Raw genomic sequence first — 23,570 nt, 5'->3', positions numbered from 1 at the left:
GCACGCTGGATGTACCGGAATGCATCACATTTCAACTACATCCGTAGGTCACCTGTCCGACTGCATCCGACAGACACGCCCTAGGGTGCAGGCATGATCGAACTAGTGATCTTCGACTGTGACGGTGTACTGATCGACAGCGAGCCGATCGGCGTCGAGGTGGACAGGGTGGCGATGGCGGCGCTGGGGCTGCCGATGAGCGAGCAGGAGATCGTCGAGCGCTTCGTCGGCCTGTCGCAGCCCGCGAAGACGGCCGCGCTGGGCGAACTGCTCGGCCGCGAGGTGCCCGAGGACTGGTGGGAGGAGTACCGGCCGCTGCACACCAGGCTGACGGAGGAGCGGCTGACGCCGGTGGACGGGATCCTCGAGGCGCTGGCGCGGATCGACCTGCCCGGGTGCGTGGCCTCCAACAGCAGTCACCGCTGGCTGCGCCGGGGCCTCGGGCTGGTCGGGCTGTACGAGCGGTTCGAGGGGCGGATCTTCAGCGGCGCCGAGGACGTGTCGCGCGGCAAGCCCGCCCCGGACCTGTTCCTCCACGCGGCCCGCACACTGGGAGCCGACCCGGCCCGCTGCGTCGTGGTGGAGGACAGCCCGCACGGCCTGAGCGCGGCGTACGCGGCGGGCATCCCCGCCTTCGGCTACACCGGCGGGGTCAACTCCGCCGACCGCCTGGCCGGTCCGGGCCGGGTCCTGTTCGACGACATGCGCGAGCTGCCGGAGCTGCTCGCCGCGCTCTGACCGGAAGCTCTGACCGGAAGCTCCGGCCGGGAGTTGACGCCGCGCCGACCGCACGGCGGCCGTCGGTAGAGTGGCCGGGACGGGCCGCCGACGAACCACTGGGGTGCAGGGTGCACGAGTTGATCCTCCGTCACGCGGCGGAGCGCGCGGGGAAGACCGCCTTCACCGACGCCGACGACGCGGTCGACTACGGCGAACTCGCCCGCCGCACCGCCCTGGTGGCCGGCAACCTCCCCGTGGACCGCGGCGGCCGGGTGGCGCTGTTCCTGGGCAGCGGGGTGCCCGCCGTCACGGCCACGCTCGGCGTCCACCGCGCGTCCGCGGTGGGCGTCCCGCTGGACCCGCGGTGCGGCGACGAGGACCTCCGGTTCCGGCTGGAGGACAGCGGCGCCGACCTCGTGGTCACCGACCGCGAACACCTCGCGCAGGTCGGGCGGGTGGCCGGGGCCCGGGTGGTCACCGTCGAGGACCTGCTCGCCCCCACCCGTACGCCGCCGCGCGACGATCTGGCGCCGGACGCGCCCGCCTGGCTGCACTACACCTCCGGCACCACGGGGGACCCGAAGGGCGTGCCGTCCACGCAGGAGGCGTGGCTCCGGTCGGCGGAGCACGCCTACCGTGGGCTGCTGGGCATGGGCAGCGAGGACCGCCTGCTCTGGCCGCTGCCGCTCTTCCACGCCTTCGGGCACTCCATGTGCCTGGTCGGCGTCCTGGCCCTGGGTGCGAGCGCCCACCTGATGGACCGCTTCACGGCGGACGGCGCCGCCGCCCTGCTGCGCCGTACGCCGTTCACCGCTCTGGGCGGCGTGCCCACGGTGTTCGCCCAACTCCTGGACCTGGATGCCCCGTTGCCCCCGCTGTGCCTCTCGGCCGGGGCCCCGCTGACGGAGGAGCTGCGGGACCGGTTCCGCCGCAGGTACGGCCGGGAGCTCCACGACGGCTACGGCAGCACGGAGGCGTCCGGGAAGATCGCCGTCGACGGCGTCCTGCTGCCCGGGACCGAGACCCGATTCGTCGACGGCGAGATCCAGCTGCGGACGCCCGGCGGCGACGGCTGGCACGCCACCGGGGACCTCGGCCGGGAGGAGGGCGGCCGGCTGGTGGTCACCGGGCGGGTGAGCGAGACGATCATCCGGGGCGGGGAGAACCTCCACCCCGCGGAGATCGAACGCGTCCTCGCCCGCTGCCCGGGCGTCCGGGACGTGGCCGTGGCGGGCGAGCCCGACCCCGTCCTCGGCGAGGTGCCCGTCGCCTACGTCGTGGGCGAGGCCGACCCGGCGGCGCTGCTCGCCGCCTGCCGCCGCGCACTGCCGCCCCACCGGGTGCCGGAGGCCGTCCGTACCGTCAGCCGGATTCCGCAGACCCCCTCCGGCAAGCCGGTGCGGCGGCGCCTGCGCTTCCAGTACCTGCTCGACGTGGTGCGGCGCGAGACCGGGCGGATCACCGGCCTGCCGCCCGGCGCCGACCAGCCGTTCGCCGAAGCCGGACTCGACTCGCTCGGCACCGTGCGCCTGCGCGACCGGCTGGTCGCCGAGCTCGGCCTCGCCGTCTCGCCGTCCCTCGTCTTCGACCACCCCACGCCCCGCGCCGTCGCCGACCACCTCACCGGCGGGCCGGCCGGCCCGCCGCCGCCCGTCCGACGGGCCACCGACCCGATCGCGATCGTCGGCATGGCCTGCCGCTACCCCGGCGGGATCGACGGCCCCGAGGACCTCTGGCGGGCGGTCGCCTCCGGGCAGGACGCGATCACCGGCTTCCCCACCGACCGGGGCTGGCCGCTCGAGGAGCTGTACCACCCGGACCCCGACCACGTGGGCACCAGCTACGTCCGGCACGGCGGCTTCCTCGCCGACGCGGCCGGGTTCGACGCGGGTTTCTTCCGCATGTCCCCACGCGAAGCCCTGGCCACCGACCCGCAGCAGCGACTCCTGCTGGAAACGGCCTGGCAGGCGTTCGAGCGGGCGGGCATCGCCCCCGAATCGGTGCGGGGCAGCAACACCGGCGTCTTCGTCGGCCTGATGTACAACGACTACGCCGGACGCTTCCACGGCTCCGCGCACCAGCTCCAGTCGCAGATCGCCCTGGGTGCGGCGGGCAGCGTCGCCTCCGGGCGGATCGCGTACCACCTGGGCCTGCACGGGCCCGCCCTCACCCTGGACACGGCCTGCTCCTCCTCCCTGGTCGCCATGCACCTCGCCGCGGACTCCCTGCGCAGCGGCCAGTGCGACCTGGCCCTGGCCGGTGGCGCCACCGTCATGGCCACGCCCGACAGCTTCGTGGTGTTCAGCCGCCAGCGGGGCCTCGCCCCGGACGGACGGGTCAAGCCGTTCTCCGCCGCCGCCGACGGCACCGCCTGGTCGGAGGGCGTCGGGCTGCTCGTGCTCGAGCGGGTCTCCGACGCGCTGCGCAACGGGCACCCGATCCTCGCCCTGCTCCGGGGCTCCGCCGTCAACCAGGACGGGGCGTCCAACGGCCTCACCGCGCCCAGCGGGCCGGCGCAGGCGGCCGTGATCCGGCAGGCGCTGGCCGACGCGGGGCTGACCGGCGCCGACGTGGACGTGGTCGAGGCCCACGGGACGGGCACGGCGCTCGGCGACCCGATCGAGGCGGGCGCGCTGCTCGCCACGTACGGGCAGGACCGCACGGACCCGGTGCTGGTCGGCACGGTCAAGTCCAACCTCGGGCACACCCAGGCGGCCGCCGGGGTCGCGGGCGTGATCAAGAGCGTGATGGCGATGCGGCACGGCAGCGTGCCCGCCATGCTGCACGTCGACGAGCCGAGCCCGCAGGTCGACTGGTCGGCCGGGGCGCTGCGCCTGGTCACCGAGCGGACGCCCTGGCCCGAGCGCGGGCGTCCGCGCCGCGCGGGGGTGTCGGCCTTCGGGATCTCGGGGACCAACGCGCACGTGATCGTCGAGGAGTACGAGCAGCTGCGGGTGGCGTTCCTGCTGCGGGGGGAGGGGGCGGGGGCGGCTCAGTCGGAGGGACTGGCCGCGCGGTACCCGGAGTACGCCGAGGCGTACGCGCGGTTCGAGCCCGGGGAGGGGCTCGGCCAGGTCGCCCACTTCGCCGATTTCGCTCACTTCGCCCACGAGGTCGCGCTGTACCGCCTCCTGGAGGCCCGGGGCCACCGCCCCGACGCGCTGATCGGGCGCGGCGCCGGGCGGATCGCGGCGGCGCACGTGGCGGGCGTGCTGTCCCTGCCGGACGCGGCGAGGCTGGCCGGGGCGTACGGGAAGCCGGAGTACGCCGAGGTGGCGGAGGGCCTGACGTACGCCCCGCCGGTCGTCCCGATCCTCGGGGTCCGCCCGGAGGCGGCCGGGGAGTGGGTGCGTCGGGCGGGGGAGCCGGCCGGAAGCCTCGCCGAGCAGCTGGCCCTGGCGGGAGGTGCCACCGTGGTCGACCTCGGCTCGGGCGGCTCCGTCGAGGGCGGCTCCACCGAGGGCGGCTCCACCGAGGACAACTCCGTCGAGGGCGTCATCCCCACCACCGACCCCGAACAGGCGATGGCCCGGCTGCGCGGCACCCGCGCCTTCCAGCGGCAGCGCTACTGGCTCGACCGCGGCACCGAGCACCCGCTGATCGAGTCGACCGTGACCGTGCCCGGCACCGGCGAGGTGGTGTGCACCGCCGACCTCAGCCCGCTCTGGCTGCGCGACCACCTCGTCGACGGAACGGCCGTCCTGCCCGCCACGGCGATCGTGGAGCTGGTCGCGTACGCCGGGGAGCGGGCCGGCTGCTCCGCCATCGAGGAACTGGTCCTGCACGCGCCGGTACCCCTGCCGCAGACCCGCCGGGCCGAGATCGTCGTCCGCCAAGGGGCCGACGGCGTACGCCCGTTCGAGGTCTACGCGAACGGGATCCTCTGCGCCGACGGCCGACTCGACTCCCGGCCGGCGCCCGAGGTGGACCTCGGCGCCTGGCCCCCGCCGGACGCCGAGGAGCTCGACGTCGAACAGGCCGACCGAGGGCACGGGCCCGCCTTCCGCGGGCTGAGCCGGATGTGGCGGCGCGGCGAGGAACTCTTCGGCGAGGTCCGCGGCGAGTTCCCGGACGCGGGCCGGTTCGCCCTGCACCCCGCCCTGTTCGACGCGGCCCTGCACCCGGCCCGGCTGCTCGACGGCGGCGTGCCCTTCGCCCTGCGCGGCGTCCACCTGCTGGCGCGGGGCGCCACGGGCTTGCGGGTGCGCATCCGCGAGGGGCGGATCGACGTGACCGACCGGACCGGCCTCGCGGTGGCGCACATCGAGTCGCTGACCGTCCGGGCCACCGGGACGGGCCGGGGCACGCTCTTCCGCCCGTCCTGGCGCCGAGCCACCGGCCGACCGCAGGGCCGCATCCTCGACGTGCCCCGGGGCCAGGCACCCGAGGCCGCTCTGGCGCTCGTCCTGCGCGAACTGCAGTCCGGCCAGGAGCACATGACCGTACGGGTGCGGCCGGAGGACCTCGCCGGAGCGGCCGTCGCGGGCCTGGTCCGGGTCGCGCAGGCGGAGCACCCCGGGCGCTTCACCCTGGCCGAACTCGGTGACGGTGAAGCAGAGTTCGTGCTCGAGCGCGCGGACCTCACGCCCGTGCCCGGCGGCGGAGCGTTCACCTGGCGCGGGACCGTCCTGATCACCGGAGGCGGCGCACTCGGCCGGGCGGTCGCCGATCACCTGCGGGGCAAGGGCGTACGCGTCGTGGTCGCGAGCCGCAGCGGCGAGACGAAGCTGGACGTCACCGACCGGGACGCCCTCGCCGCGCTCCTCGACTCGATCGAGGATCTGCGGGCCGTCATCCACACCGCCGGGGTGCTCGACGACGGTGTCCTGGCCTCGATGACCCCGGCCCGGATGGACACGGTGTGGCGTCCCAAGGCCCAAGCCGCCTGGGACCTGCACGAGTTGACCGCACACCGGGACCTGGACGCCTTCGTGCTGTTCTCCTCGGCGGCCGGAGTGCTCGGCCACCCCGGACAGGCCAACTACGCGGCCGCCAACAGCTACCTGGACGAACTCGCCCGCCACCGGCGGCGGTTGGGCCTGCCCGCCCTCTCCCTCGCCTGGGGCCCGTGGACGGTCGGGATGGCGGCCGGCCTCCCCGGAGGCTCCGGCCTGCTGCCCCTCACCCCCGCCGAGGGCGTGGCACTGCTGGAGGCCGCACTCGGCACCGACGAGCCCGTCCTGGTGCCCGTCGCCTTCGACCGCAGGCCCCGGCCGAAGGCGGCCGAGAAGCCGCAACCCACCCGGCCCGCAAGCGCGTTGGAGCTGGTGTGCGCCGAGGTGGCCGCCGTGCTGAGCTACCCCGACGTCGAACCGGACACCCCGATCTCCGACCTCGGCTTCGACTCCCTGACCTCGATCGAACTGCGCAACCGCCTGGAGGAACGTACGGGCCTGCGCCTGCCTGCCACGCTCGTGTTCGACTCCGCCACGCCCAGGGCCCTGGCCGAGCACCTGCAACCGCAGCAGACCCAGGCCCCCGACACCCTCCCCGCCCTCCACCGCAGGCTGTGCGAACTCGGGAGGCCCCGCGAGGCCATGCACCTGCTCGTCTCCGCCTCCTGGGCGCTGCCCTCCTCGACCACCTTTCCCACCACCACCCCCCAACGCCTGAGCGACGGCGAAGGCCCGGCCGTCGTCTGCTTCCCCGCCTTCGTCTCCCCACCCGGCGAGTACGGCCCCCTCGCCCGCCACCTGCCCGGCCTCTGGCTGCTCCCGCACCCGGGCTACGACGGCGGCCCCGTACCCCAGGACGTGGACTCCCTCGCCCGGGCCCACGCCGCCTCCATCCGCCAACTCGACCGCCCGGTGGTCCTGTTGGGCCGCTCCACCGGAGGCCTGGTCGCCCAGGCCGTCGCCGACCTGGTCCCCGCCGAGGCCGTGGTCCTCCTCGACACCCACCCCGTCCGCGACGAGGAACACCTCACCGAACTGGCCGTCCGCACCGCCATCGACCTCACCGCCCCCGCCCTCGCCGCCCTGGGCGCCTACGCCCGCGTCTTCCTCGACTGGAACCCGCCCCCGACCACCACCCCCACCCTCCACCTACGCCCCGGCGACATCCCCGGCGACCACCACTCCCTCCTCACCGACCACGCCGCCACCACCGCGCAGGCCATCCGCACCTGGCTCACCGACACGCTGCGCCCCGGCGGGAACGGCTTTGGAGCGGCCGGATGACTCCCCACGGGGTCGACCCGGAGACGCTGACGGCGGAGATGGCCGCGCAGATCCGCACGTGGCGATGCGACGAGGGCTACTCCTGGCGTGCCGTGGCCCAGGCCGCGACCGACCTGTGGGGTTCGGACTGGGGCGGCAACCAGCTGTTCGGCGAGGATCTCTGCCTGGCCGCAGCGAAGCTGCTGGGCGAGAACATCAACCGGGAGCCATGGAGCTGAGGCTCCCTCACGGGGCCGGGCGGGCCCCGTTCCAGTAGCCGGGGTCGGCCGGAAGCCGGGTGCGCAGGTCGGCGCGGACCTCCTGGGCGAGGCGGCGGGTGTCGCGCCGGTTGATGTTGGCGCCGATGCCGGCGCCCAGGAGGAGCGGGGTCAGGGTGGGCAGGCGGCGCAGCCAGCTGCGGGTGAGGCGGTGGCGCACCCGGCGGCGGACCTCCGAGCCGAGTGCGAGGGCCGCGAAGCCGGCCGGGCGGATGAACAGCCGCGCGTCGATGCCCCGGCGGTCGGCCCAGGCGGCCAGGTAGGCGCCGGCGCGCTGGGAAGCGGTGCCGGGGGCCGGGACGCCGTAGACCTCGTGCAGTTCGGCGACGAGTTTCACCTCGACGGCGGCCACCGCCAGGATCTCGGCGGCGATCTCCATCGGCATCGCGGGCGGCACCGGCAGCATCGCCGCCGCCCCGACCCCGGCGCCGAGGGCGCCGCAGGCCCGGGTGGCTCCGGTGACCAGCAGGTCGGCCAGCGCTTCGGGGTCCTGCGCGCCGGGGTGCTGGGCGCGCAGGGTCGCGAGGCCGCGGACGGGGATGCGGGGCGCGGCCCGGATCAGCTGCTCGGTCAGCGCCCGCCCGCCGATCGCCGTACCCCGGGCGGCGGCCCGGCCACCCCGGCCCAGCGCGCGTGCACCCTTGGCCACCAGCGCCCGGCCCCGGCCGTGCGGCGGCTCCCCGGCCGGGCCTTCGGCCTCCTCGACCAGCTCGGCCAGGCCCTCGGCCAGGGTCCCGTTCGGGGCGATCTCCTCGGAATGCCCAGGTTTGCGGAATCTCGTCATGAGCTCGCGGATACCCCGTACGGCCGTCCGCCACGCCGCCATGCCTTCGTATGGCGGCGGGACCGGGCCCGGCGAACGACGTACCGGGCCCGGCCGTGGATCTCGGGCTAGAACAGCACGTCGGTGCAGGAGTAGAAGGCGTTGCTGGTGTCGGCGATCGTCCACACGGACACGACCACGTGGTGGCCCGTGCGGCCGGTGGGCAGGGTCCCGGTGTGGGTGGTGGTCGCGGCGGGCTGGCGGCCGTTGTACGGGACGGTGAGGAACGGGTTGAGGTCGAGCGAGGCCCGGGTGATCGGCTGGCCGGCGTCGTAGCCGGGCTTGGTGAGGTAGTACTTGAAGTTCGTGGTGGAGTGCCGGGCCTCGATCTCCCAGGTGAAGGTGAGCTGCTGGCCCCCCGTCACCTTGGTGGTCGGCCAGGCGCCGCCGTGCGGGTCGTCGAGCGGCGCCCACCGCCCGTCGGCCCCGGCGCAGATCGTGCCGTCCGCCGGCCCGCGGGTCGGGAAGCCCTTCGGGCCCTCGACGCTCTGCGGCTCCCACTGGATGTCGCCGCAGTCCCACGGGACGGCGTTGGCCCCGCAGAGCGCGGAACGGCTCGGCGGAAGGTTGATGAACCCGTGCGACTGGGCCGGTAAGGCCGTCGCGATCGGCAGGATGATCGCGGCCGCGGCGGCCCCGATCAGATAGCGCTTGCGCATGGTGCTCCTCCGTGGGGGTGGATGGAGTGTGTGCCCGGCGCGGGATGCACGCGTGCGCGTGGGGGTGCGCACGACGACCGGCCCGAGGGGCATGCCATGCCCACGCCAGAGCGGTTGCGCACACCGTAGGATCTGGGTTCCCTCCGCGTCAATGGTCTGAACCACTTGCGCCAATCCCAGGGAGGGGGATGATGCCCGGGCCGTCGGTGCAGCGAGCTTGCCTCTGTACTTAGATGGCTGTCAATATAGACATATGTCGAATTCAGAGCTGATCGTCCTCGGGCAGGACGACACCGTGCCGTGCTGCTCGCCGATGGTGCGTGAGCCGCTGGGAGACGAAGCCGCCGTCGACCTGGCGAGGATGTTCAAGGCGCTGTCGGACCCCGTCCGGCTGCGACTGCTGTCGCTGATCGCCTCCCACGAGGGCGGCGAGGCGTGCGTCTGCGACCTGACCGGTCCGTTCGACGTCTCCCAGCCGACCATCTCGCACCACCTCAAGGTGCTTCGGGAGGCGGGCCTGGTCGGATCCGAGCGGCGCGGCACCTGGGTCTACTACTGGGTGCTGCCCGCCGCCCTGGCCAGGCTCTCCGCGCTGCTCCAGGCTCCGGCCGGCGCGACCGCGGGAGAGGCGGGATGACCGAGGCGGCGCCGCTCGGCCGCCGGGCGGCCGTGGAGTTCGTCGGGACCGGCGCGCTGGTCGCCGTCGTCGTCGGCTCCGGCATCCAGGCGAGCAAGCTCACCGGCGACGTCGGGTTGCAGTTGCTGGCCAACTCCCTGGCCACCGTGTTCGGGCTCGGTGTGCTCATCGTGCTGCTCGGCCCGGTCTCCGGCGCGCACTTCAACCCGGCGGTCACCATGGCCGCCTGGTGGACCGGCCGCCGCAGTGGCGACGGGCCGCGTCTGCGCGAAGTCGCCGCTTACGTTCCGGCCCAGGTCGCCGGAGCGATCGGCGGCGCCGTGCTCGCCGACGGGATGTTCGCCGAGCCGTTGGTGCGCTGGTCCGTCCACGCCCGCTGGTCCGGGCACCTGTGGCTGGGCGAGGTCGTCGCCACGGCCGGACTGGTCCTGCTGGTCTTCGGCCTGGCCCGGGTGGGCCGCGCGCACCTGGCCCCGGTCGCGGTCGCCGCGTACATCGGCGCCGCGTACTGGTTCACCTCCTCCACCAGCTTCGCCAACCCCGCCGTCACGATCGGCCGCGCGTTCACCGACACCTTCGCCGGGATCGCCCCCGCCTCCGTGCTGCCCTTCATCGCCGCTCAGCTCGTCGGCCTCGTCGTCGGCATCGGCCTGGTCGCCGCACTGTTCGGCCGCACGGCCCCGGCCGTCGACGCCGAGGACGTGCGCGTGCCGCACGGCGAGCACCACCCCGCCGGCATCGGCCACTGAACCCCCTCTCTCCTGTCCCTCCCTCCTGCCCCTCCCTCCTGCCCGAAGGACGAATTCCCCGTGAGCGCTCCCGCCGTCCCCTCCGTGCTGTTCGTCTGCGTGCACAACGCCGGCCGCTCCCAGATGGCCGCCGCGTTCCTCACCCACCTCGGCGGCGACCGGGTCGAGGTCCGCTCCGCGGGCTCCGCCCCGGCCGACACCGTGAACGCGGCCGTCGTCGCGGCGATGTCCGAGGTCGGGATCGACATCTCCGCCGAGGTCCCGAAGGTCCTCACCACCGAAGCGGTTCGGGCGTCCGACGTGGTGATCACCATGGGCTGCGGCGACGCCTGCCCGTACTTCCCCGGCAAGCGGTACCTGGACTGGAAGCTGGACGACCCGGCCGGACAGGGCGTGGACGCCGTCCGCCCGATTCGCGACCAGATCGAGCACCGGGTCCGGAGCCTCCTCGCAGAACTCGGCATCGACCCGGTCGCGTGAGGGAGACTGGCACCCGGCTGGGTGTCGACGCCTGGCGTACCGTCATGCCCAGACGGTCGAAATCCCAAGGTGCGCTTCGACGTTGGCGATCAGCGACATCGAGCAGAAGTGGCCGCCCGGGGCGAATTGCCCGGCCCGGCTTCCACCCCACAGCAATCCCACGGCCGTCGGCGAGGCGCCGTCGAGTACCGGGGAGCCCGAGTCGCCGGGATCGCCGAAGACCTGGCCGTCCCCGAAGATCTCCACCTGCTCGACGAGAAGGCGTTGGGCCCTCCCCGTCCTGGCCGGCACCCGTCCTGTGGGAGCCCCCGGCTAGGGAGGGGAGCGGGCCGACGGCCGCACGACTGCGCGGAGCGGGTCAGACGGCGGAGGCCGCGAGGCGGGCGGCGGCGGTGGCGGCGTCGGTGCGGGGGAGGAGCGGGGCGAGGTCGGCGAGGAGGTGGTGGAGGCGGGTGAGCACCGGGCCGGGGGAGGTGGCGACGGAGCCGCCGAGGACGAGGGGTTCGCCCGGGCGCGCGGTGGCGCGGGCGAGGGCGGCCAGGTGGTCGGCGGCGGCGTCGGTGATGGAGTGGGCGGCCTGGTCCCCGGTGGCGGCGAGCCGGCAGACGGGTGCGGCGAGCTCGGCCAGCCGGCGCGGCGGCCCGGCGTAGGCCCAGCGCACCAGGTCGTCGGGGGTGGCGGCGCCGCAGTGGGCGTGGACGGTGCGGCCCAGCGGGTCGTCGGGTGCCGCGTGGGCGTGGCGGATCGCCTCGCGGCCGATCCACAGGCCGCTGCCCTCGTCGCCGAGCAGCCAGCCGAGGCCGCCGGTGGTGGTGACGGCCCGCAGCCCGGAGACCCGTACGCAGATCGCGCCGGTGCCGGCGATCAGGACGCTGCCCTCGCGCCGGTCGGTGCCGCAGGCGAGTGCGGGGACGGCGTCCGGGACGAGGAGCACCGGGCCGTCGAGGCCCAGTGCCCGTCGCAGTCGGGCGGCGAAGGCGGCGGGGTCGGGCAGCGCCCGGTGGCCGGCCAGGCCGATCAGGCAGGCGGCGATCAGGCCGGGCGGCCGTCCGTTCAGGGCGGCCGAGACGGTGGCCGCCAGCCGGGCGAGGGCTTCGTCGGGGCCGGTTCCGGCGGGGTTGGCGCCGGGGCCCCCGGCGCGGCCGGCGGGCGCGCCCGAGGCGTCGAGCAGGACGGCCCGGGTGCGGCTGCCCCCGGCGTCGATCCCCAGGTGGAGCGTCATCGCGGCTCACCGGCCAGGGCGCGGACGGCGGCGAACGGGCGCCCGCCGTGGTCGGCGAGCACGGCGCGGGCGCGTTCCGGCGCGGCGCCGGTGCTGAGCGCGACCAGGGCGGTGGCGGTCTCGCCGGCGCAGCGGTCCAGGCAGTCGGCAGCCTGCTCCGGCGTGACCTGGCAGGCCGTCACGAGGGTGCGCACCGCGCGGGCGCGCAGCTTCCCGTTGCGGGCGGAGGCGGCGACCATCAGGTTGGACCAGGTACGGCCGGTGCGGACCATCAGCGCGGTGGAGAAGGCGTTGAGCGCGAGCTTCTGGGCCGTGCCGGCCTTCATCCGGGTGGAGCCGGTGACCACCTCCGGCCCGGTGGCGAGCACCACGTGCAGGTCGGCGTGGGCGGCGGCTGTCGCGGCCGGGTCGCCGGAGAGCAGGGCGGTGGCGGCTCCGGCGGCCCGGGCGCGGGCGAGCGCGCCGAGGACGTACGGGGTGCGGCCGCTGGCGGTGACGCCGATGACCAGGTCCCCCGCGACCGGCGGGTCGTCCTCGGCGACGTCCGGGGCGGTGTCCTCGGCGTGCTCGGCGGTCCGGCCGGCGGCCCGGGAGCCGCCGGCCAGGTGGGCGACGACCGTCTCGGGGCCGATGCCGTAGGTCGGGCCGAGCTCCAGCGCGTCGCCGAGGGCGATCCGGCCGCCCGCGCCCGCGCCGTAGTAGTGCACCCGGCCGCCGTGCGCCAGGGCGTCGACGGCGGCCTCGACCAGCTGTTCCAGCTGGGGCAGTGCGGCTCGCACCGCGCCGGCCACGGTCGCGTCCTGGTCGTTGATCAGCCGTAGCAGGGCCGGGGTGTCGAGGGTGTCGAGCTCCGTGCTGAGCGGGTGGCGAGCCTCGGTGGGGGGCAGGTGCGCGGTGCCGGGGGCCGGGTCAGACGTCGTACGCATCGAGGCTCCAGAGCGAGTAGGCGAAGGCGGTGCCCCGGGCGGTCAGGGCGAGGCGCAGGTAGCGGCCGCTGCCGTGCAGGCCCGTGAGGTACTCGACGCCGCCGGTGCCGGTGGTGGTGGCGTAGGCGGTGGTCCAGCTGGTGCCGTCCTCGGAGAGCTGGACCTGGTACGCGCTGCCGTACCCGGTGTTCCACACCAGCCGCAGGCCCGCGACGGACCGGGTGGTGCCGAGGTCCACGGTGAAGGTCTGCGGGTCGGCGTAGGCGCTGGCCCACCGGGTGGACGGGTCGCCGTCGACGGCGTTGCCCGGCTGGAGGGCGGAGCCGTAGCTGCTGGAGGCGGCGGCGGGGCGGCCCCGGGCGAGGTCGGGGGCGGCGGCCTCGGGGGAGGCGGACCAGTCCAGGAACGCCCGGGTGGCGGGCAGCCAGCCCTGGCTTCCGGCGCCGCTCTGGCAGGTGCTGTCGCAGACGGCCGGGTTGCCGCCGCCCCAGATGACGGCGCCGGGCAGGCCCAGGTCGTGCAGGGTGGCGAGTTCGAAGCCGAACTGCGCGGCGGGGACCCAGGTGAGGGAGAGGGCGCCGGTGCCGTCGTGGTACTGCGGCCAGACGTACGGCAGCACCGGCACGGCCGGGTCGATCTGCGCGGCGGCGGCGAGGTTGGCCTTCAGGGTGGCGAGCCAGCTGTCGTAGCCGGTGGCGTAGGTGTACGCGGAGGGGAAGAAGGCGGTGTTGCGGTCCTGGGCGATCAGCTGGCGGTAGAGGCCCTGGTTGGCGGTGCCGGTGTTGCCCAGCAGGCCGTACCAGCCGATGAGTTGGGCGGGGGCCGCTTGCCGGGCCCAGCTCTGCAGCTGCGCGAGGCGGGTGAGGTGGTCGGCCGCGGTGGCGGCGTCGCCGGTGAGGTAGAGGCTCTCGCAGTCGAGGACCAGCGGGGAGTCGAGACGGGTGTTGTACTGGACGACCAGCGCGGTCCACTGCGCCTGGGTGGGCATGGCGGTGCCGGTGACCAGCGGGGTGCAGAGCCGGTTGGGCACCAGGTTGGCCGGGACGGCGCCGTGGCCGATGGGGGCGGAGGCGTAGGCGGTGTCGTCGTAGAGGGTGAATCCGGCCGGGGTGGGGGAGGCGCTCGCGGTGGCGGGGAGCGGCAGGAGGACGGCGGTGGCGGCCAGGAGGAGCGGCAGGAGGCGTCGCAACAGGAGGCGGCGCAGCAGGGCGGGTCGGCGTGGGGAGGCGGGCACGGGCGGGCTCCGTTCTGGGGCGGGGAGGCGGGTGCGGATGCTCAGCGTGGTCGGCGCAGGCTGTGGCGGCGGACGGCGTCGTGGGCGCGCTCGAGGCCCTCCAGGATGCGGGTGTGGTCGTGCTGGGCGAGGGTGACGTAGAGGGCGTCCACGACGGTGAGTTGGGCCGTACGGGAGGCGGTGCCGCCGCTTCGGAAGGCGGTCTCCCGGGCGGCCGTGAGCAGGACCAGGTCGGCGGCGGCCGCCGCGGGGGAGCGGGGGCTGCTGGTGACGGCGGCGGTGCCGGCCCGCGCGGTGCGGGCCTCCTCCAGGACCTCGACCACCTCCCTGGCCCGGCCGGAGTGGCTGAAGCCGAGGGCGAGGTCGCCGGGTTCGAGGAGCGCGGCGATCATCAGCGCGGCGTGCACGTCGCTGGCGAACACCGCGCCGTAGCCGAGCCGTTGGAGCTTCTGGGTGGCGTCCAGGGCGGCCAGCGCGCTGGAGCCGACGCCGACCACCAGGATCCGGCGGGCCCGCCGGACGTGTTCGCCGAGCGCGGCGAGAACGTCGAGGTCGAGCCCGGCGGCGGTCTCCTCGGCGGCCCGGGCGTTGGCCCAGCCGACCTTGCGGACCAGCTGGGCCGGGGTGTCCTCGGGGCCGAGGTCGCTGGAGAGGTCCAGGTCGGCGCGGTCGTCGGCGCGCAGGCGCTCGGCCTCGGCGGCGAGGGCGAGCCGGAGTTGGGCATAGCCGCGCAGTTCGAGGCTGCGGCAGAAGCGGTGCACGGTGGTCTCGGAGGTGCCGGCGGCGCGGGCGAGCTCGGTGATGGTCCGTTCGGCGGCGAGGCCCGGGTCGGCGGTCACCAGGTCGGCGATGCCGCGTTCGGCGGGCGGCAGCTGGTCGCGGCGGTGGCGGATGCGGGTGAGCAGGTCATCGGGCACGGCGTGGTCCTTCCAGCGGGTGGTGCGGCGGTCGGTGGTGCGGCGGCCGGTGGTGGGCGAGGCGCTCGCACAGCAGAGTCCAGCGGCCGGGGCCGAGGCCCTCGGCGGGGAACAGGCAGATGCTGCCCGATCCGGCGTCCAGTGTGCTGTCGAGCAGGGCGGTGAACGCGGAGTCGTCGATCGGAGGCCCCCAGTCGGCGGACGGCCCCGGTGCGGACGGCCCCGGTGCGGACGGGCCGGGTGCGGGCGGGAGCACGGCGGCGTCCGCGGTGGTCTGTACGACGGGGACGACCGTGGCCGTGGCAGCGGTGGAGATCAGCCCGCGGGTGAGCCGGGCGGGCCAGCCGGGGTCGCGGTGCAGGATGGCGTGGTACGTCATCGGCAGCAACAGGTCCAGGAATTCGGCGAGTTGGCGCGAGTCCTGGCCGACCAGGGTGCGGCGTCCGGCCTCCCCGTCGGCCGGCACGAGGAAGGCGCCGACGGCCAGCCCGGGCCGGGCCCGGCGGGCGGTGCCGGCGAGCAGCCGGGCCGCGTCGGTGACGGCCCCGGTGCGGTAGGCGGTCCACTCGGGGGCGTGCCGTTCGGCGATCCAGCGGGCGGCCCGCGCGCCGCCGCCGGGCGGGTGCAGGCCCGTGCGCTCGGCGAACTGCCGCAGGGTGGCCTCGTCGTAGGAGGCCGAGCGGGGCCGGGCTCCGGGCCGCAGTTCCACCTCCCAGTGCAGCGGCCAGCGCAGGAAGTCCAGCAGCAGCCCGTCCAGTGGCGCGTCCGGGGGCAGGGCGCGCAGGGCCGCGCCCAGTCGCGCGGCCAGCCGGGCATTCCACGCGGGGTCGTTGGGCCGTACGCCGGTGTACCACTCCATCGGCTGCCAGTCCTGCCCGTCCTGGTCGACGGCGCGCGGCCCGTCCGGCCCGCGGAAGCAGGCGAAGCTCCCGTAGAGCCGCAGTCCGTGGCGGCGGACCTGGTCGAGGAGCGCGGGGGTCACCGCGCCGAGTTTGGCGACGACGCTGTCCAGCCCGGCCGTGCGGGCCCGGCCGAGGAGCCCGGGCAGGGACGGGGAGGCGGGGTCGAGGAGGTAGCAGGAGCGCACGGCAGTGACCCTAGCCAGCGGCCCACTGTTCGTAAATAACTTTCGACACCGCCATGGTTATTCCAGGTAATGCGGCATCAGTGCGCAACAGGGCGCAATATTGCGGCAATTCAGAAGGCGGATAGGAAAGATATTTACGAGATTTCGTTGACAGCGCCCCGGCGCCGTGGCGACCATGAGGCCACCCCCATCCCCTGTTCACCCCCCTCGTCCGGGAGTTCCGCCATGCCCACGTTCCGTCCGCTCCTCCCCGCCGTCAGCGCCGCCGGCGCCGCCGCGCTCGCCGCGGCGGTGCTCACCGGCTGCACCTCCGGCGCGGGCGGCAAGGCCTCGGCCGGGCCCGCGGTCGCGCCGCTGGCCACCTCCGTGCCCGCCGGCGTCACGCTGCGGATCGCCGACCAGAACGACTTGCTCAGAACCACGCTGCAGGCGGCCGGGCAGGACCAGGGCCTGCCGTACCAGATCAGCTGGTCCTCCTTCCAGGGCGGCCCGGCCGTGCTGGAGGCGTTCCGGGCCGGCGCCGCGGACGTCGGCTTCGTCTCGGACGCCCCGGTCGTCTTTGCCCAGGCGCACGGCCAGGACGCCCGGGTGGTCGGCGTCGTGCAGAACAGCCCCGACGCCGTCCACCTGTGGACCTCGCCGGGCAGTACGGCCAGGACCGTCGCCGACCTCAAGGGCAAGAAGATCGCCTACACCGAGGGCACCACCTTCCAGCCCGCCGTGCTGACCGCGCTGAAGAACGCCGGCCTCAAGCCCGCCGACGTCACCCTGGTCAAGCTCAACCCGCCGGAGATCCCGGCCGCGCTCGCCGCCGGCCAGGTCGACGCGGGCACCCTCACCGAGCCGCTGGTCAGCAAGTACGGCACCGCCTACCAGGACAAGGGCGCCCACGAGCTGGACGGCGACAAGGGCCTGACCAGCGGGCTGCAACTGCTCATCGCGCCCGGCGCCGCCGTCACCGACCCGGCCAGGAGCGCGGCCCTCGCCGACCTGGCGGCCCGCTTCACCCGGGCCGAACTGTGGATCACCACGCACAAGGACGCCTGGGTGCAGTCCTACTACGTGAACTCGCAGAAGCTGCCCGCCTCCGTCGGCGCGGCCGTGGTCGCCAACAACGGCACCGCGACCGTCCCCGACTACGCCACCGCGTCGGCCCGGCTCCAGCGGATCACCGACGTGCTGACGGAGGCCGGCGTGATCGGGAAGCTGGACATCGCCACCGCCTTCGACCGCCGCTTCGACGCCGTCCAGTCCGCCGCGGCGAAGGGCTGACCCGTGGCCACCACCACCCGCGTACCCGCCCTCCGCCGCCCCCGCACCGCCCGTACGGCGGGGCCTCGCGGCCGCAGGATCCCCTTCGCCCGCGCGCTGGGCCCGCTGGTCCTGCTCGGGATCTGGCAGCTCAGCTCCGCCACCGGGGTGCTGGACCCGCAGACCCTCGCCCCGCCCGGCGACGTCGGCGCGCGTGCCTGGGAGCTGCTGAGCAGCGGCCAACTGGGCCACCACCTCTGGGTCTCGCTGCAACGCGCCGCCCTCGGCCTGGCCTTCGGCACCGCCGCCGCCGTGGCGCTCGCCCTGCTCGCCGGGCTCTCCCGGCTGGGCGAGGCCCTCATCGACGGTACCGCGCAGCTCTTCCGGGCGCTGCCGATCCTCGCCCTGGTGCCCCTGGCGATCCTCTGGTTCGGCATCGGCGAGGAGGTCAAGATCATCCTGGTGGCGCTCGGCACCTTCTTCCCCGTCTACCTCAACACCCACGCCGCGCTCACCGGACTGGACGTGCGCTGGGCCGAACTGGCCCGCACCCTCGGGCTCGGCCGGCTCCGGTTCCTGCGCCGGATCGTGCTGCCCGGCGCCGCCCCCGGCTTCTTCACGGGCCTGCGCATGGCCGTCACGGTCTCCTGGCTGGTCCTCGTGGTCAGCGAGCAGATCAACGCGGACAGCGGCATCGGCTACCTGATGGAACAGGCCCGCACCTTCGGCGAGACCGACGTCATCGTCGTCGGCCTGGTCGTCTACGGCCTGCTCGGACTGACCTCCGACACCCTGGTCCGACTCCTGGAGAGGAAGGTGCTGCAGTGGCGCACGACCCTGGGCTGACCCCCGCCGAGGACGGCGTGCGACTGCGCGCCCTGAGCCGCTCCTTCGACGGCCGGACCGTTTTGGACGGCATCGAACTCGACATCCCCCGAGGTGAGTTCACCGCCCTGCTGGGCCACAGCGGCTCCGGCAAGTCCACCCTGCTGCGCGCCGTCGCCGGCCTGGACGAGGCGGTGGCGGGCGAGGGCCTGATCCAGGTGCCCGAGCCCAGCTCGGTGGTCTTCCAGGACGCCCGGCTGCTGCCCTGGAGCCGGGTCCTCGACAACGTCGCCCTGGGCCTGCCCGGTCCGCGCGCCGCCGCGCGTGAGCGCGGGCGCGCCGCGCTGGCCGAGGTCGGCCTCGCCGACAAGGAGAACGCCTGGCCCGCCACCCTCTCCGGCGGCGAGGCCGCCCGCGTCGCCCTCGCCCGGGCGCTGGTGCGCGAGCCCCGGCTCCTGCTGCTCGACGAGCCGTTCGGCGCCCTCGACGCGCTCACCCGCATGCGGATGCACGGCCTCCTGCGGGACCTGTGCGCCCGCCACCGCCCCGCTGTCCTGCTGGTCACCCACGACGTGGACGAAGCCCTGCTCCTCGCCGACCGCCTCCTCGTCCTCACCGACGGCCGCTTCTCCCTCGACCTGCGCCCCGACAGCCCCGCCGGGCCCGAGCGCCGCCGGCACCCCGGCTTCGCCGACCTGCGGGACCGCCTCCTCTTCGCCCTCGGCGTCCCGGAGGAGGCCCGGGTCTGAACGCGTCCCGCCGGGCCCGTGCCCGGTACCGGAGGTTTCCGGTACCGGGCACGGGGTTTCAGCTGCTCAACCCTTCGGCCGCTCGGAGGCGGAAGGGGTCGCCTCCCGTCGCGGCGGCGAGGTACCAGGCGGTCGCGCCGGTGTGGAGGGCGGAGTGGTCAGGACGGAGGCGAGCAGGCCCGGGAAGCGGGCGTCGAGTTCGGGGCGGCGGAGGGTCATGATGCGGGCCTTGCCGTCCTGGCGGGTGGTGGTGAGGCCGGCTTCGCGGAGGATGCGCCAGTGGTTGGAGAGGGTGGAGCGGGGGACGGTGAGCCAGTCGGGGCTGCAGGCGCTCTCGCCCTCGGCGGCCATCCAGCGGACGAGCGCGAGGCGTACGGGGTCGCCGAGGGCGTGGAGGACGGCGGCCAGTTCCAGATCGTCTGCCATGGCCGTAGTATGCCTCTCGTTTCGACGTTTCGGGAAAGTCGAAATGATCAGCCGTAGCCGTCTACCCGTCTAGCGTCATCTGCCGAACGGAGCGTCAACCATGACCGCACTCGCCACCCTCGCCCGCGTGTACGTGGACGACCTGGACACCGCGCTGCCCACCTTCACCGCGCTCGTCGGGGAGGAGCCCCGGCTGCGGTTCGAGTACCGCGACCTCGAACTGGCCACCGTCGGCGGGTTCCTGCTGATCGCCGGCACGCCCGAGGCGCTCGCGCCCTACCGCGACACCCACGCCACCGTGCTCGTCGACTCCCTCGACGCGATCCTCGCCACCGGCACCGTCCTCGACGGCCCCAACGTGGTGCCCACCGGCCGCAACGCCACGCTGCGGCACCCGGGCGGCGCGATCATCGAGTACGTGCAGTTCCTGCCCGCCTGAGGGCGGTGGTGAGGCTGCCCAGGACCTGGGCAGCCGGGGGCTGGCGGGGGGTCAGGGCGTCGGTGGGGAGGTCGGACCAGTCGAGGGATGACAGGTGGGCGGCCAGCAGGTCGACGCGCTCGCGGTAGAGGGTGTCGCGGTCGATGTCGGCGAAGGCGGGTGGCAGGGCCTCGCGGAGTTCCTCGAAGCGGTCGGCGGCCACGGCGATCAGGGTGCGCAGGACCTTCTCCCAGCTCACGCCGCTCAGGCCGATGGTGAGGTGCAGGGAGGACTCGTCGGTGGTGTCGCCGACGTGGACGAAGCCGTGCGGGATGTAGAGGCACTCGCCCTCCTTGAGCACCACGTCGAGCACCGGCGGCGCCACCTCCGCCGGATCCACCGCCCGGACCCGGTTGGGCCAGCGCTTCACCGGCGGGCTGACCTGCCAGCGCTTGGATCCGTGCAGCTGGCGGAGGAAGACCCCCAGCAGGTCGAAGTGCGGCTTGACGCCGCGCGCCCCGGGCGGGGTGAGGAAGGCGGTGCTGTCGACCTCGTAGCCGGTGGCGCGGGAGACCTCGGCGGCGAAGGCGGAGACCTCCGGGCTGTGGGTCTGGAGCTCCTCCAGGACCAGCGTGGCGCCCCGGGCGACCAGTTCGGTGATCCGTCCGCCGTCGGCGAGCCCCTCGCGGCTGCGGGGGCTGGTGCCGCGGTTGCGGCGGTAGAGGTCGCCGGGCAGCTGTTCGCCGTTCCTGAACAGCCGGACGGCGGTGAGCGGCAGGCCCGTGTGGATCATGCGTTCGGCGGCCGCCAGGGAGAAGACGTCGCCGAATTCGTCGAGGCCGACGCTGACGAACGGCTCGCGCTCCCAGGCGCGTCGCAGCGTGGGGAGGTCGTCCACGAGTCGGAGCAGACTGTCCACGGAGCCTCCAGGGTCGAGCGAGTCGGGTCGAGCGAGCCGGGTGGAGCGAGCCGGGTGAGCGGGGGCGCGGGAAGGCCGGTGCGGTGGGTGACCGCACCGGCCGGGAGTCGACGGGGCGCGCCGCCCCGCCGGTCCGTCAGCTCAGGCCGCGCCCTGCTGGACGCCACAGGGGGCTGCGTCCTCGTCCTCGTCGCCCGCGCTGTGCGCGATGACGTCGTCCGGGACGATGCCCTGCTGGACGCCGCAGGTCGAGGGGTTGTCGTCGTCGTCGCCGGCGCTGTGCGCCTGCACGTCGGGCTTGGTCATGGGGGATTCCTCTCGTCAGGGCCGGGGACCTCGTCCGGCTCCAGGAGGACGCTATGAGGGCGCGGTTGGGGTCCGGTATGTGCGCGGCTTCCTGACAGCTTGTCCGCGGATGCGACGCAGGGCCACCGAACCGTTACGGATCGCGCGCATCTCCTTGTCAGCCTGCGGGTTGTCCCGCAAGCTGACCGGACACGCGAACATGCCAACGAGGGGGTCCCGCATGGGCGGGGGCAATGCTGCGTCAGGTCCGCTGCGGTTCTCGGTGCTCGGGCCACTGCAGGTCCATTCCGCCGACCGGCGGCTTCAACTCGGGCCCTACAAACAGCGATTGCTGCTGGCGGCGCTGCTCTGCCGCGCCAACACGGTGCTGTCGGTGGACCAGCTGACCCAGGTGCTGTGGGACGGCGACCAGCCGCGCACGGCGAGGAAGAACCTCCAGGTGTACGTCTCCGCGCTGCGCAAGATCGTGCCCGACCACATCGACCGCCTGCCCTACGGCTACACGCTGGTCGCGGACGCCGGGGAGTCCGACCTGCTGCGGTTCGACCAGCTGGCCGCCGCGGGCCGGCAGGCCCAGCGCAAGGGCGACCCGGCCGGCGCCGCGGCCCTGCTCGGCCGGGCGGTCGGGCTGTGGCGCGACCGGCCGCTGGTCGACCTGCTCGACAGCCCGTTCGCCGTACGGGAGTCGCAGCGGCTCGCGGACCGCTTCCTGGAGGTCTACGAGGACTGGGCCGAGCTGGAGGTGGAGGCCGGCCGGGCACACGGACTCCTGGACCGGCTGGGCGAGTTGGCGGGCCGCTACCCCTTCCGGGAGCGGCTGGTGGCGCTGCGGATGACGGCGCTGGACAAGGTCGGCGGACGCCGCCAGGCGCTGGCCTGCTTCGAGGCGCACCGCCAGTTCATCGCCCGCGAGCTGGGGCTCGACCCGAGCGCCGTGCTGCGCGGGCTCTACCGCGAGATCCTCGCCGGGGAGCAGTCGCCCGCCCCGCCGCAGCCGCCGTTGGCGGCGCGCCTTCGCCCGGCCCAACTCCCGCGCGACCTCTCGGACTTCGTCGGCCGATCCGAGCCGCTCGCCGCGCTCACGGCGGCCCTGACCGCCGACGGCCCCTGTCCCGGCGTGGTGCTGGTCTGCGGCCCCACCGGGGTCGGCAAGAGCGCACTGGCCGTCCACGCGGGCCACCTGGTCGCCGACCGCTTCGAGGACGGCCAGGTCTTCGCCTCGCTCAGCGAACCGGACGGCACACCGCGGCACTGGCACGCGGTGCTCACCGAACTGCTGCACAGCACCGGGCTGGACATCGCCCCGCCGGCCGAGGAGGCCACCGCGCTCGCCCTGTGGCGCTCCTGGCTCGCCGAGCAGCAGTTCCTGCTCGTCCTCGACGACGCGACCAGCGAGGCGGACATCCGGCGGCTGCTGCCGGGGCGCGGGCCCAGCCGTACGGTGGTGACCACCGCCCGCAAACTCAGCGGGCTGGAGTGCGTCCAGCGCCTGGAACTCGGCGAGTTCACCCCGTCGGAGGCCGGCGAGCTGCTGAACCGGGTGCTCGGCACCGACCGCGTCGCCGGCCACGAGCAGGCGCTGCCCCGCGTCCGGCAGCTGTACGGGCTGGCGCCCGCGGTGGTGCGGGCGCTGGCCGCCAAGCTCACCGTGCTCGGCCACCTGTCCCTGTCCGCGTACGCCGAGCAGCTGGGCCGGATTCCCGCGGCCCTGGACGAGTTGATGGTCGGCGGGGTCTCCCTGCACGACGGCTACCGCCGCTTCCGCCGGAGCCTGGCGCCGTCCCAGCGCGCCGCCTTCGACGCCCTCGGTGCGCTGCCCCAGGCCGCGTTCGACCTGGCCGGACTGCGGGCGGTGCTGGACGGGGTGGACGGCCTGGCGGGCCCGGTGGAGCGGGTCGCCGAGGAGCTGATGGAGGCCAACCTGGTCAGCGTCACGGGCGCCGCCGAGGACGACGAGGTGACGGCCCACGCGGCTCACGCGGCTCACGCGGTCCAGCCGACCCAGCCGGCCCACCCGGCCCACGTGGTTCGCTACCGGATGCCGCCCCTGGCCCACCGCTACGCCGCCGCCCGGCGGTACGGCACCGCGTAGACACAGAGCGGGAGTTGAGCGTGCCGCTCAGCGCACCATGCCCGCCAGCACCTCGTGCAGCGAGTCGACCAGCCGAAGCCCGCTGGCCCGCCGGTCCTCCGGCAGCTCCGCGAGCAGCCGGACGATCCCGGCCAGCTGCGCGAACTCCCCGCCGCCCAGGGCTAGGGCCCCGCGCGCGGCCCGGCTGCGCACCAGCCCGGCCAGCGCCAGCCCCGCCTGGGCCGCGAAGGCGGTCAGCAGGTCGAGGTCGGACAAGCTGGAACGCGACTGGTGGTGCGGGTCGAGGACCTGGATCACCCCGAGCACCTCGTCCCGGTGCATGACCGGGGCGGCCATGATCGCGTCGGGGACGAACCCGGTCCGCTCGGCGAGGTCCTGGGCGAACAGCCCGTCCCCGGCGAGCCGGTCCACCGTCATCGGCTCGCCGGTGTCGGCCACCCAGCCCGCGATGCCGCGGTGAGCGGGGAAGCGGGTGCCGACCAGGAAGTCCTCGCCCTCCCCGGAGACGGCCTCGAAGACCAGCTCGTCGTGCTCCCGGTCGAAGAGGAAGATCGAGCTCGCGGCCGCGCCGAAGATCGCCCGCGCCACCCGCACGATGGAGGCGAGCAGCTCGCGGTCCTCCGGCCCGGGGTCGGCCAGTGCTCCGGAGATCGCGGCGACCATCGCCGTGGAGTCCGTGGGGTGGTCCATGGTG

23 protein-coding genes are annotated in these 23,570 nt (G+C 74.9%); 11 read left to right on the top strand and 12 right to left on the bottom strand.

Features of this window, described 5'->3' with window-relative positions; genetic code table 11:
- Positions 1-93: 93 nt before the first annotated feature.
- The 3 genes from ACIBCA_RS03230 (at position 94) to ACIBCA_RS03220 (ending at position 7,117) form a co-directional block, all read left to right on the top strand.
- Positions 94-738, top strand: a complete 645-nt coding sequence (locus ACIBCA_RS03230; RefSeq protein WP_396281062.1) for an HAD family hydrolase — start codon at positions 94-96, stop codon at positions 736-738.
- A 119-nt stretch (positions 739-857) separates the two neighbouring features.
- Positions 858-6,899 (top strand): beta-ketoacyl synthase N-terminal-like domain-containing protein, encoded by a 6,042-nt coding sequence (locus tag ACIBCA_RS03225; protein ID WP_396281061.1) that lies wholly within the window; start codon positions 858-860, stop codon positions 6,897-6,899.
- Entirely contained in the window at positions 6,896-7,117 is a 222-nt protein-coding gene (locus tag ACIBCA_RS03220; RefSeq protein ID WP_396281060.1) for a hypothetical protein, read from the top strand. Before ACIBCA_RS03225 ends, ACIBCA_RS03220 begins: the two co-directional genes overlap by 4 nt.
- A gap of 7 nt (positions 7,118-7,124) precedes the next feature.
- On the opposite strand, the gene ACIBCA_RS03215 is transcribed toward ACIBCA_RS03220, so the two are convergent.
- Complete coding sequence (locus tag ACIBCA_RS03215) at positions 7,125-7,940, bottom strand: hypothetical protein (protein WP_396281059.1); 816 nt, start codon at positions 7,938-7,940, stop codon at positions 7,125-7,127.
- 107 nt (positions 7,941-8,047) lie between these two features.
- Positions 8,048-8,638: a lytic polysaccharide monooxygenase gene (locus ACIBCA_RS03210; protein WP_396281058.1), complete on the bottom strand. Its 591-nt coding sequence runs from the start codon at positions 8,636-8,638 to the stop codon at positions 8,048-8,050.
- 253 nt (positions 8,639-8,891) lie between these two features.
- Between ACIBCA_RS03210 and ACIBCA_RS03205 the strand changes: the two genes are divergently transcribed.
- The 3 genes from ACIBCA_RS03205 to ACIBCA_RS03195 are packed head-to-tail and all read left to right on the top strand — an operon-like array spanning position 8,892 to position 10,504.
- A complete protein-coding gene (locus ACIBCA_RS03205; protein WP_396281057.1) occupies positions 8,892-9,275 on the top strand; it encodes an ArsR/SmtB family transcription factor in 384 nt (127 codons plus the stop codon).
- Complete coding sequence (locus tag ACIBCA_RS03200; protein WP_396281056.1) at positions 9,272-10,024, top strand: aquaporin; 753 nt, start codon at positions 9,272-9,274, stop codon at positions 10,022-10,024. Before ACIBCA_RS03205 ends, ACIBCA_RS03200 begins: the two co-directional genes overlap by 4 nt.
- A gap of 60 nt (positions 10,025-10,084) precedes the next feature.
- A complete protein-coding gene (locus ACIBCA_RS03195) occupies positions 10,085-10,504 on the top strand; it encodes an arsenate reductase ArsC (protein WP_396281055.1) in 420 nt (139 codons plus the stop codon).
- A 42-nt stretch (positions 10,505-10,546) separates the two neighbouring features.
- On the opposite strand, the gene ACIBCA_RS03190 is transcribed toward ACIBCA_RS03195, so the two are convergent.
- The 6 genes from ACIBCA_RS03190 to ACIBCA_RS03165 all read right to left on the bottom strand — a co-directional run bounded on the left by ACIBCA_RS03190 (position 10,547) and on the right by ACIBCA_RS03165 (position 15,890).
- A complete protein-coding gene (locus ACIBCA_RS03190; RefSeq protein ID WP_396281054.1) occupies positions 10,547-10,750 on the bottom strand; it encodes a hypothetical protein in 204 nt (67 codons plus the stop codon).
- 112 nt (positions 10,751-10,862) lie between these two features.
- Entirely contained in the window at positions 10,863-11,726 is an 864-nt protein-coding gene (locus tag ACIBCA_RS03185) for an N-acetylglucosamine kinase (protein WP_396281053.1), read from the bottom strand.
- Positions 11,723-12,652 carry an N-acetylmuramic acid 6-phosphate etherase gene (locus ACIBCA_RS03180; protein ID WP_396281052.1) on the bottom strand — a complete coding sequence of 310 codons (930 nt, stop codon included), beginning with the start codon at positions 12,650-12,652 and terminating at the stop codon, positions 11,723-11,725. The genes ACIBCA_RS03185 and ACIBCA_RS03180 overlap by 4 nt, the downstream gene beginning before the upstream one ends.
- Positions 12,636-13,886 (bottom strand): discoidin domain-containing protein, encoded by a 1,251-nt coding sequence (locus tag ACIBCA_RS03175; protein ID WP_396281051.1) that lies wholly within the window; start codon positions 13,884-13,886, stop codon positions 12,636-12,638. The genes ACIBCA_RS03180 and ACIBCA_RS03175 overlap by 17 nt, the downstream gene beginning before the upstream one ends.
- Positions 13,887-13,927: 41 nt before the next feature.
- Positions 13,928-14,803, bottom strand: coding sequence for a MurR/RpiR family transcriptional regulator (locus ACIBCA_RS03170; RefSeq protein ID WP_396281050.1), 876 nt, complete (start codon positions 14,801-14,803; stop codon positions 13,928-13,930).
- Positions 14,793-15,890, bottom strand: coding sequence for a hypothetical protein (locus ACIBCA_RS03165; protein ID WP_396281049.1), 1,098 nt, complete (start codon positions 15,888-15,890; stop codon positions 14,793-14,795). Before ACIBCA_RS03165 ends, ACIBCA_RS03170 begins: the two co-directional genes overlap by 11 nt.
- A 225-nt stretch (positions 15,891-16,115) precedes the next feature.
- On the opposite strand from ACIBCA_RS03165, the gene ACIBCA_RS03160 reads away from it, so the two are divergent.
- Genes ACIBCA_RS03160 through ACIBCA_RS03150 form a run of 3 tightly spaced genes read left to right on the top strand, consistent with a single transcriptional unit; the run spans position 16,116 to position 18,715 of the window.
- Positions 16,116-17,162: an ABC transporter substrate-binding protein gene (locus ACIBCA_RS03160; protein WP_396281048.1), complete on the top strand. Its 1,047-nt coding sequence runs from the start codon at positions 16,116-16,118 to the stop codon at positions 17,160-17,162.
- Positions 17,163-17,165: 3 nt separating this feature from the next.
- Positions 17,166-17,987 (top strand): ABC transporter permease, encoded by an 822-nt coding sequence (locus ACIBCA_RS03155; RefSeq protein ID WP_396281047.1) that lies wholly within the window; start codon positions 17,166-17,168, stop codon positions 17,985-17,987.
- Entirely contained in the window at positions 17,966-18,715 is a 750-nt protein-coding gene (locus ACIBCA_RS03150) for an ABC transporter ATP-binding protein (RefSeq protein ID WP_396281046.1), read from the top strand. The genes ACIBCA_RS03155 and ACIBCA_RS03150 overlap by 22 nt, the downstream gene beginning before the upstream one ends.
- A gap of 66 nt (positions 18,716-18,781) precedes the next feature.
- Here ACIBCA_RS03150 and ACIBCA_RS03145 read toward each other — a convergent pair whose 3' ends face one another.
- A complete protein-coding gene (locus ACIBCA_RS03145; protein ID WP_396281045.1) occupies positions 18,782-19,141 on the bottom strand; it encodes an ArsR/SmtB family transcription factor in 360 nt (119 codons plus the stop codon).
- A gap of 100 nt (positions 19,142-19,241) precedes the next feature.
- On the opposite strand from ACIBCA_RS03145, the gene ACIBCA_RS03140 reads away from it, so the two are divergent.
- Positions 19,242-19,580 (top strand): hypothetical protein, encoded by a 339-nt coding sequence (locus tag ACIBCA_RS03140; RefSeq protein WP_396281044.1) that lies wholly within the window; start codon positions 19,242-19,244, stop codon positions 19,578-19,580.
- On the opposite strand, the gene ACIBCA_RS03135 is transcribed toward ACIBCA_RS03140, so the two are convergent.
- Complete coding sequence (locus tag ACIBCA_RS03135) at positions 19,549-20,478, bottom strand: JmjC domain-containing protein (RefSeq protein ID WP_396281043.1); 930 nt, start codon at positions 20,476-20,478, stop codon at positions 19,549-19,551. The two genes, ACIBCA_RS03140 and ACIBCA_RS03135, sit on opposite strands and share 32 nt — an antisense overlap.
- Before the next feature lie 141 nt (positions 20,479-20,619).
- The gene (locus tag ACIBCA_RS03130) at positions 20,620-20,784 is read right to left on the bottom strand and encodes a hypothetical protein (RefSeq protein ID WP_396281042.1); all 165 of its coding nucleotides are present in this window, start codon (positions 20,782-20,784) and stop codon (positions 20,620-20,622) included.
- A 328-nt stretch (positions 20,785-21,112) separates the two neighbouring features.
- Here ACIBCA_RS03130 and ACIBCA_RS03125 point away from each other — a divergent pair, with 328 nt between their 5' ends.
- Positions 21,113-22,876 (top strand): BTAD domain-containing putative transcriptional regulator, encoded by a 1,764-nt coding sequence (locus ACIBCA_RS03125; RefSeq protein ID WP_396281041.1) that lies wholly within the window; start codon positions 21,113-21,115, stop codon positions 22,874-22,876.
- 27 nt (positions 22,877-22,903) lie between these two features.
- Here the strand turns inward: ACIBCA_RS03125 and ACIBCA_RS03120 are convergent, their stop codons facing one another.
- Complete coding sequence (locus ACIBCA_RS03120) at positions 22,904-23,566, bottom strand: GAF domain-containing protein (RefSeq protein WP_396281040.1); 663 nt, start codon at positions 23,564-23,566, stop codon at positions 22,904-22,906.
- Positions 23,567-23,570 lie beyond the last annotated feature (4 nt).

Origin of the sequence: Kitasatospora sp. NPDC051170, from assembly GCF_044455705.1 — a bacterium.
In the GTDB taxonomy this organism is placed as follows: Bacteria; Actinomycetota; Actinomycetes; order Streptomycetales; family Streptomycetaceae; genus Kitasatospora.
Note: the sequence above shows the minus strand (reverse complement) of the source record. Positions and strands in the feature narration are given on the sequence as shown.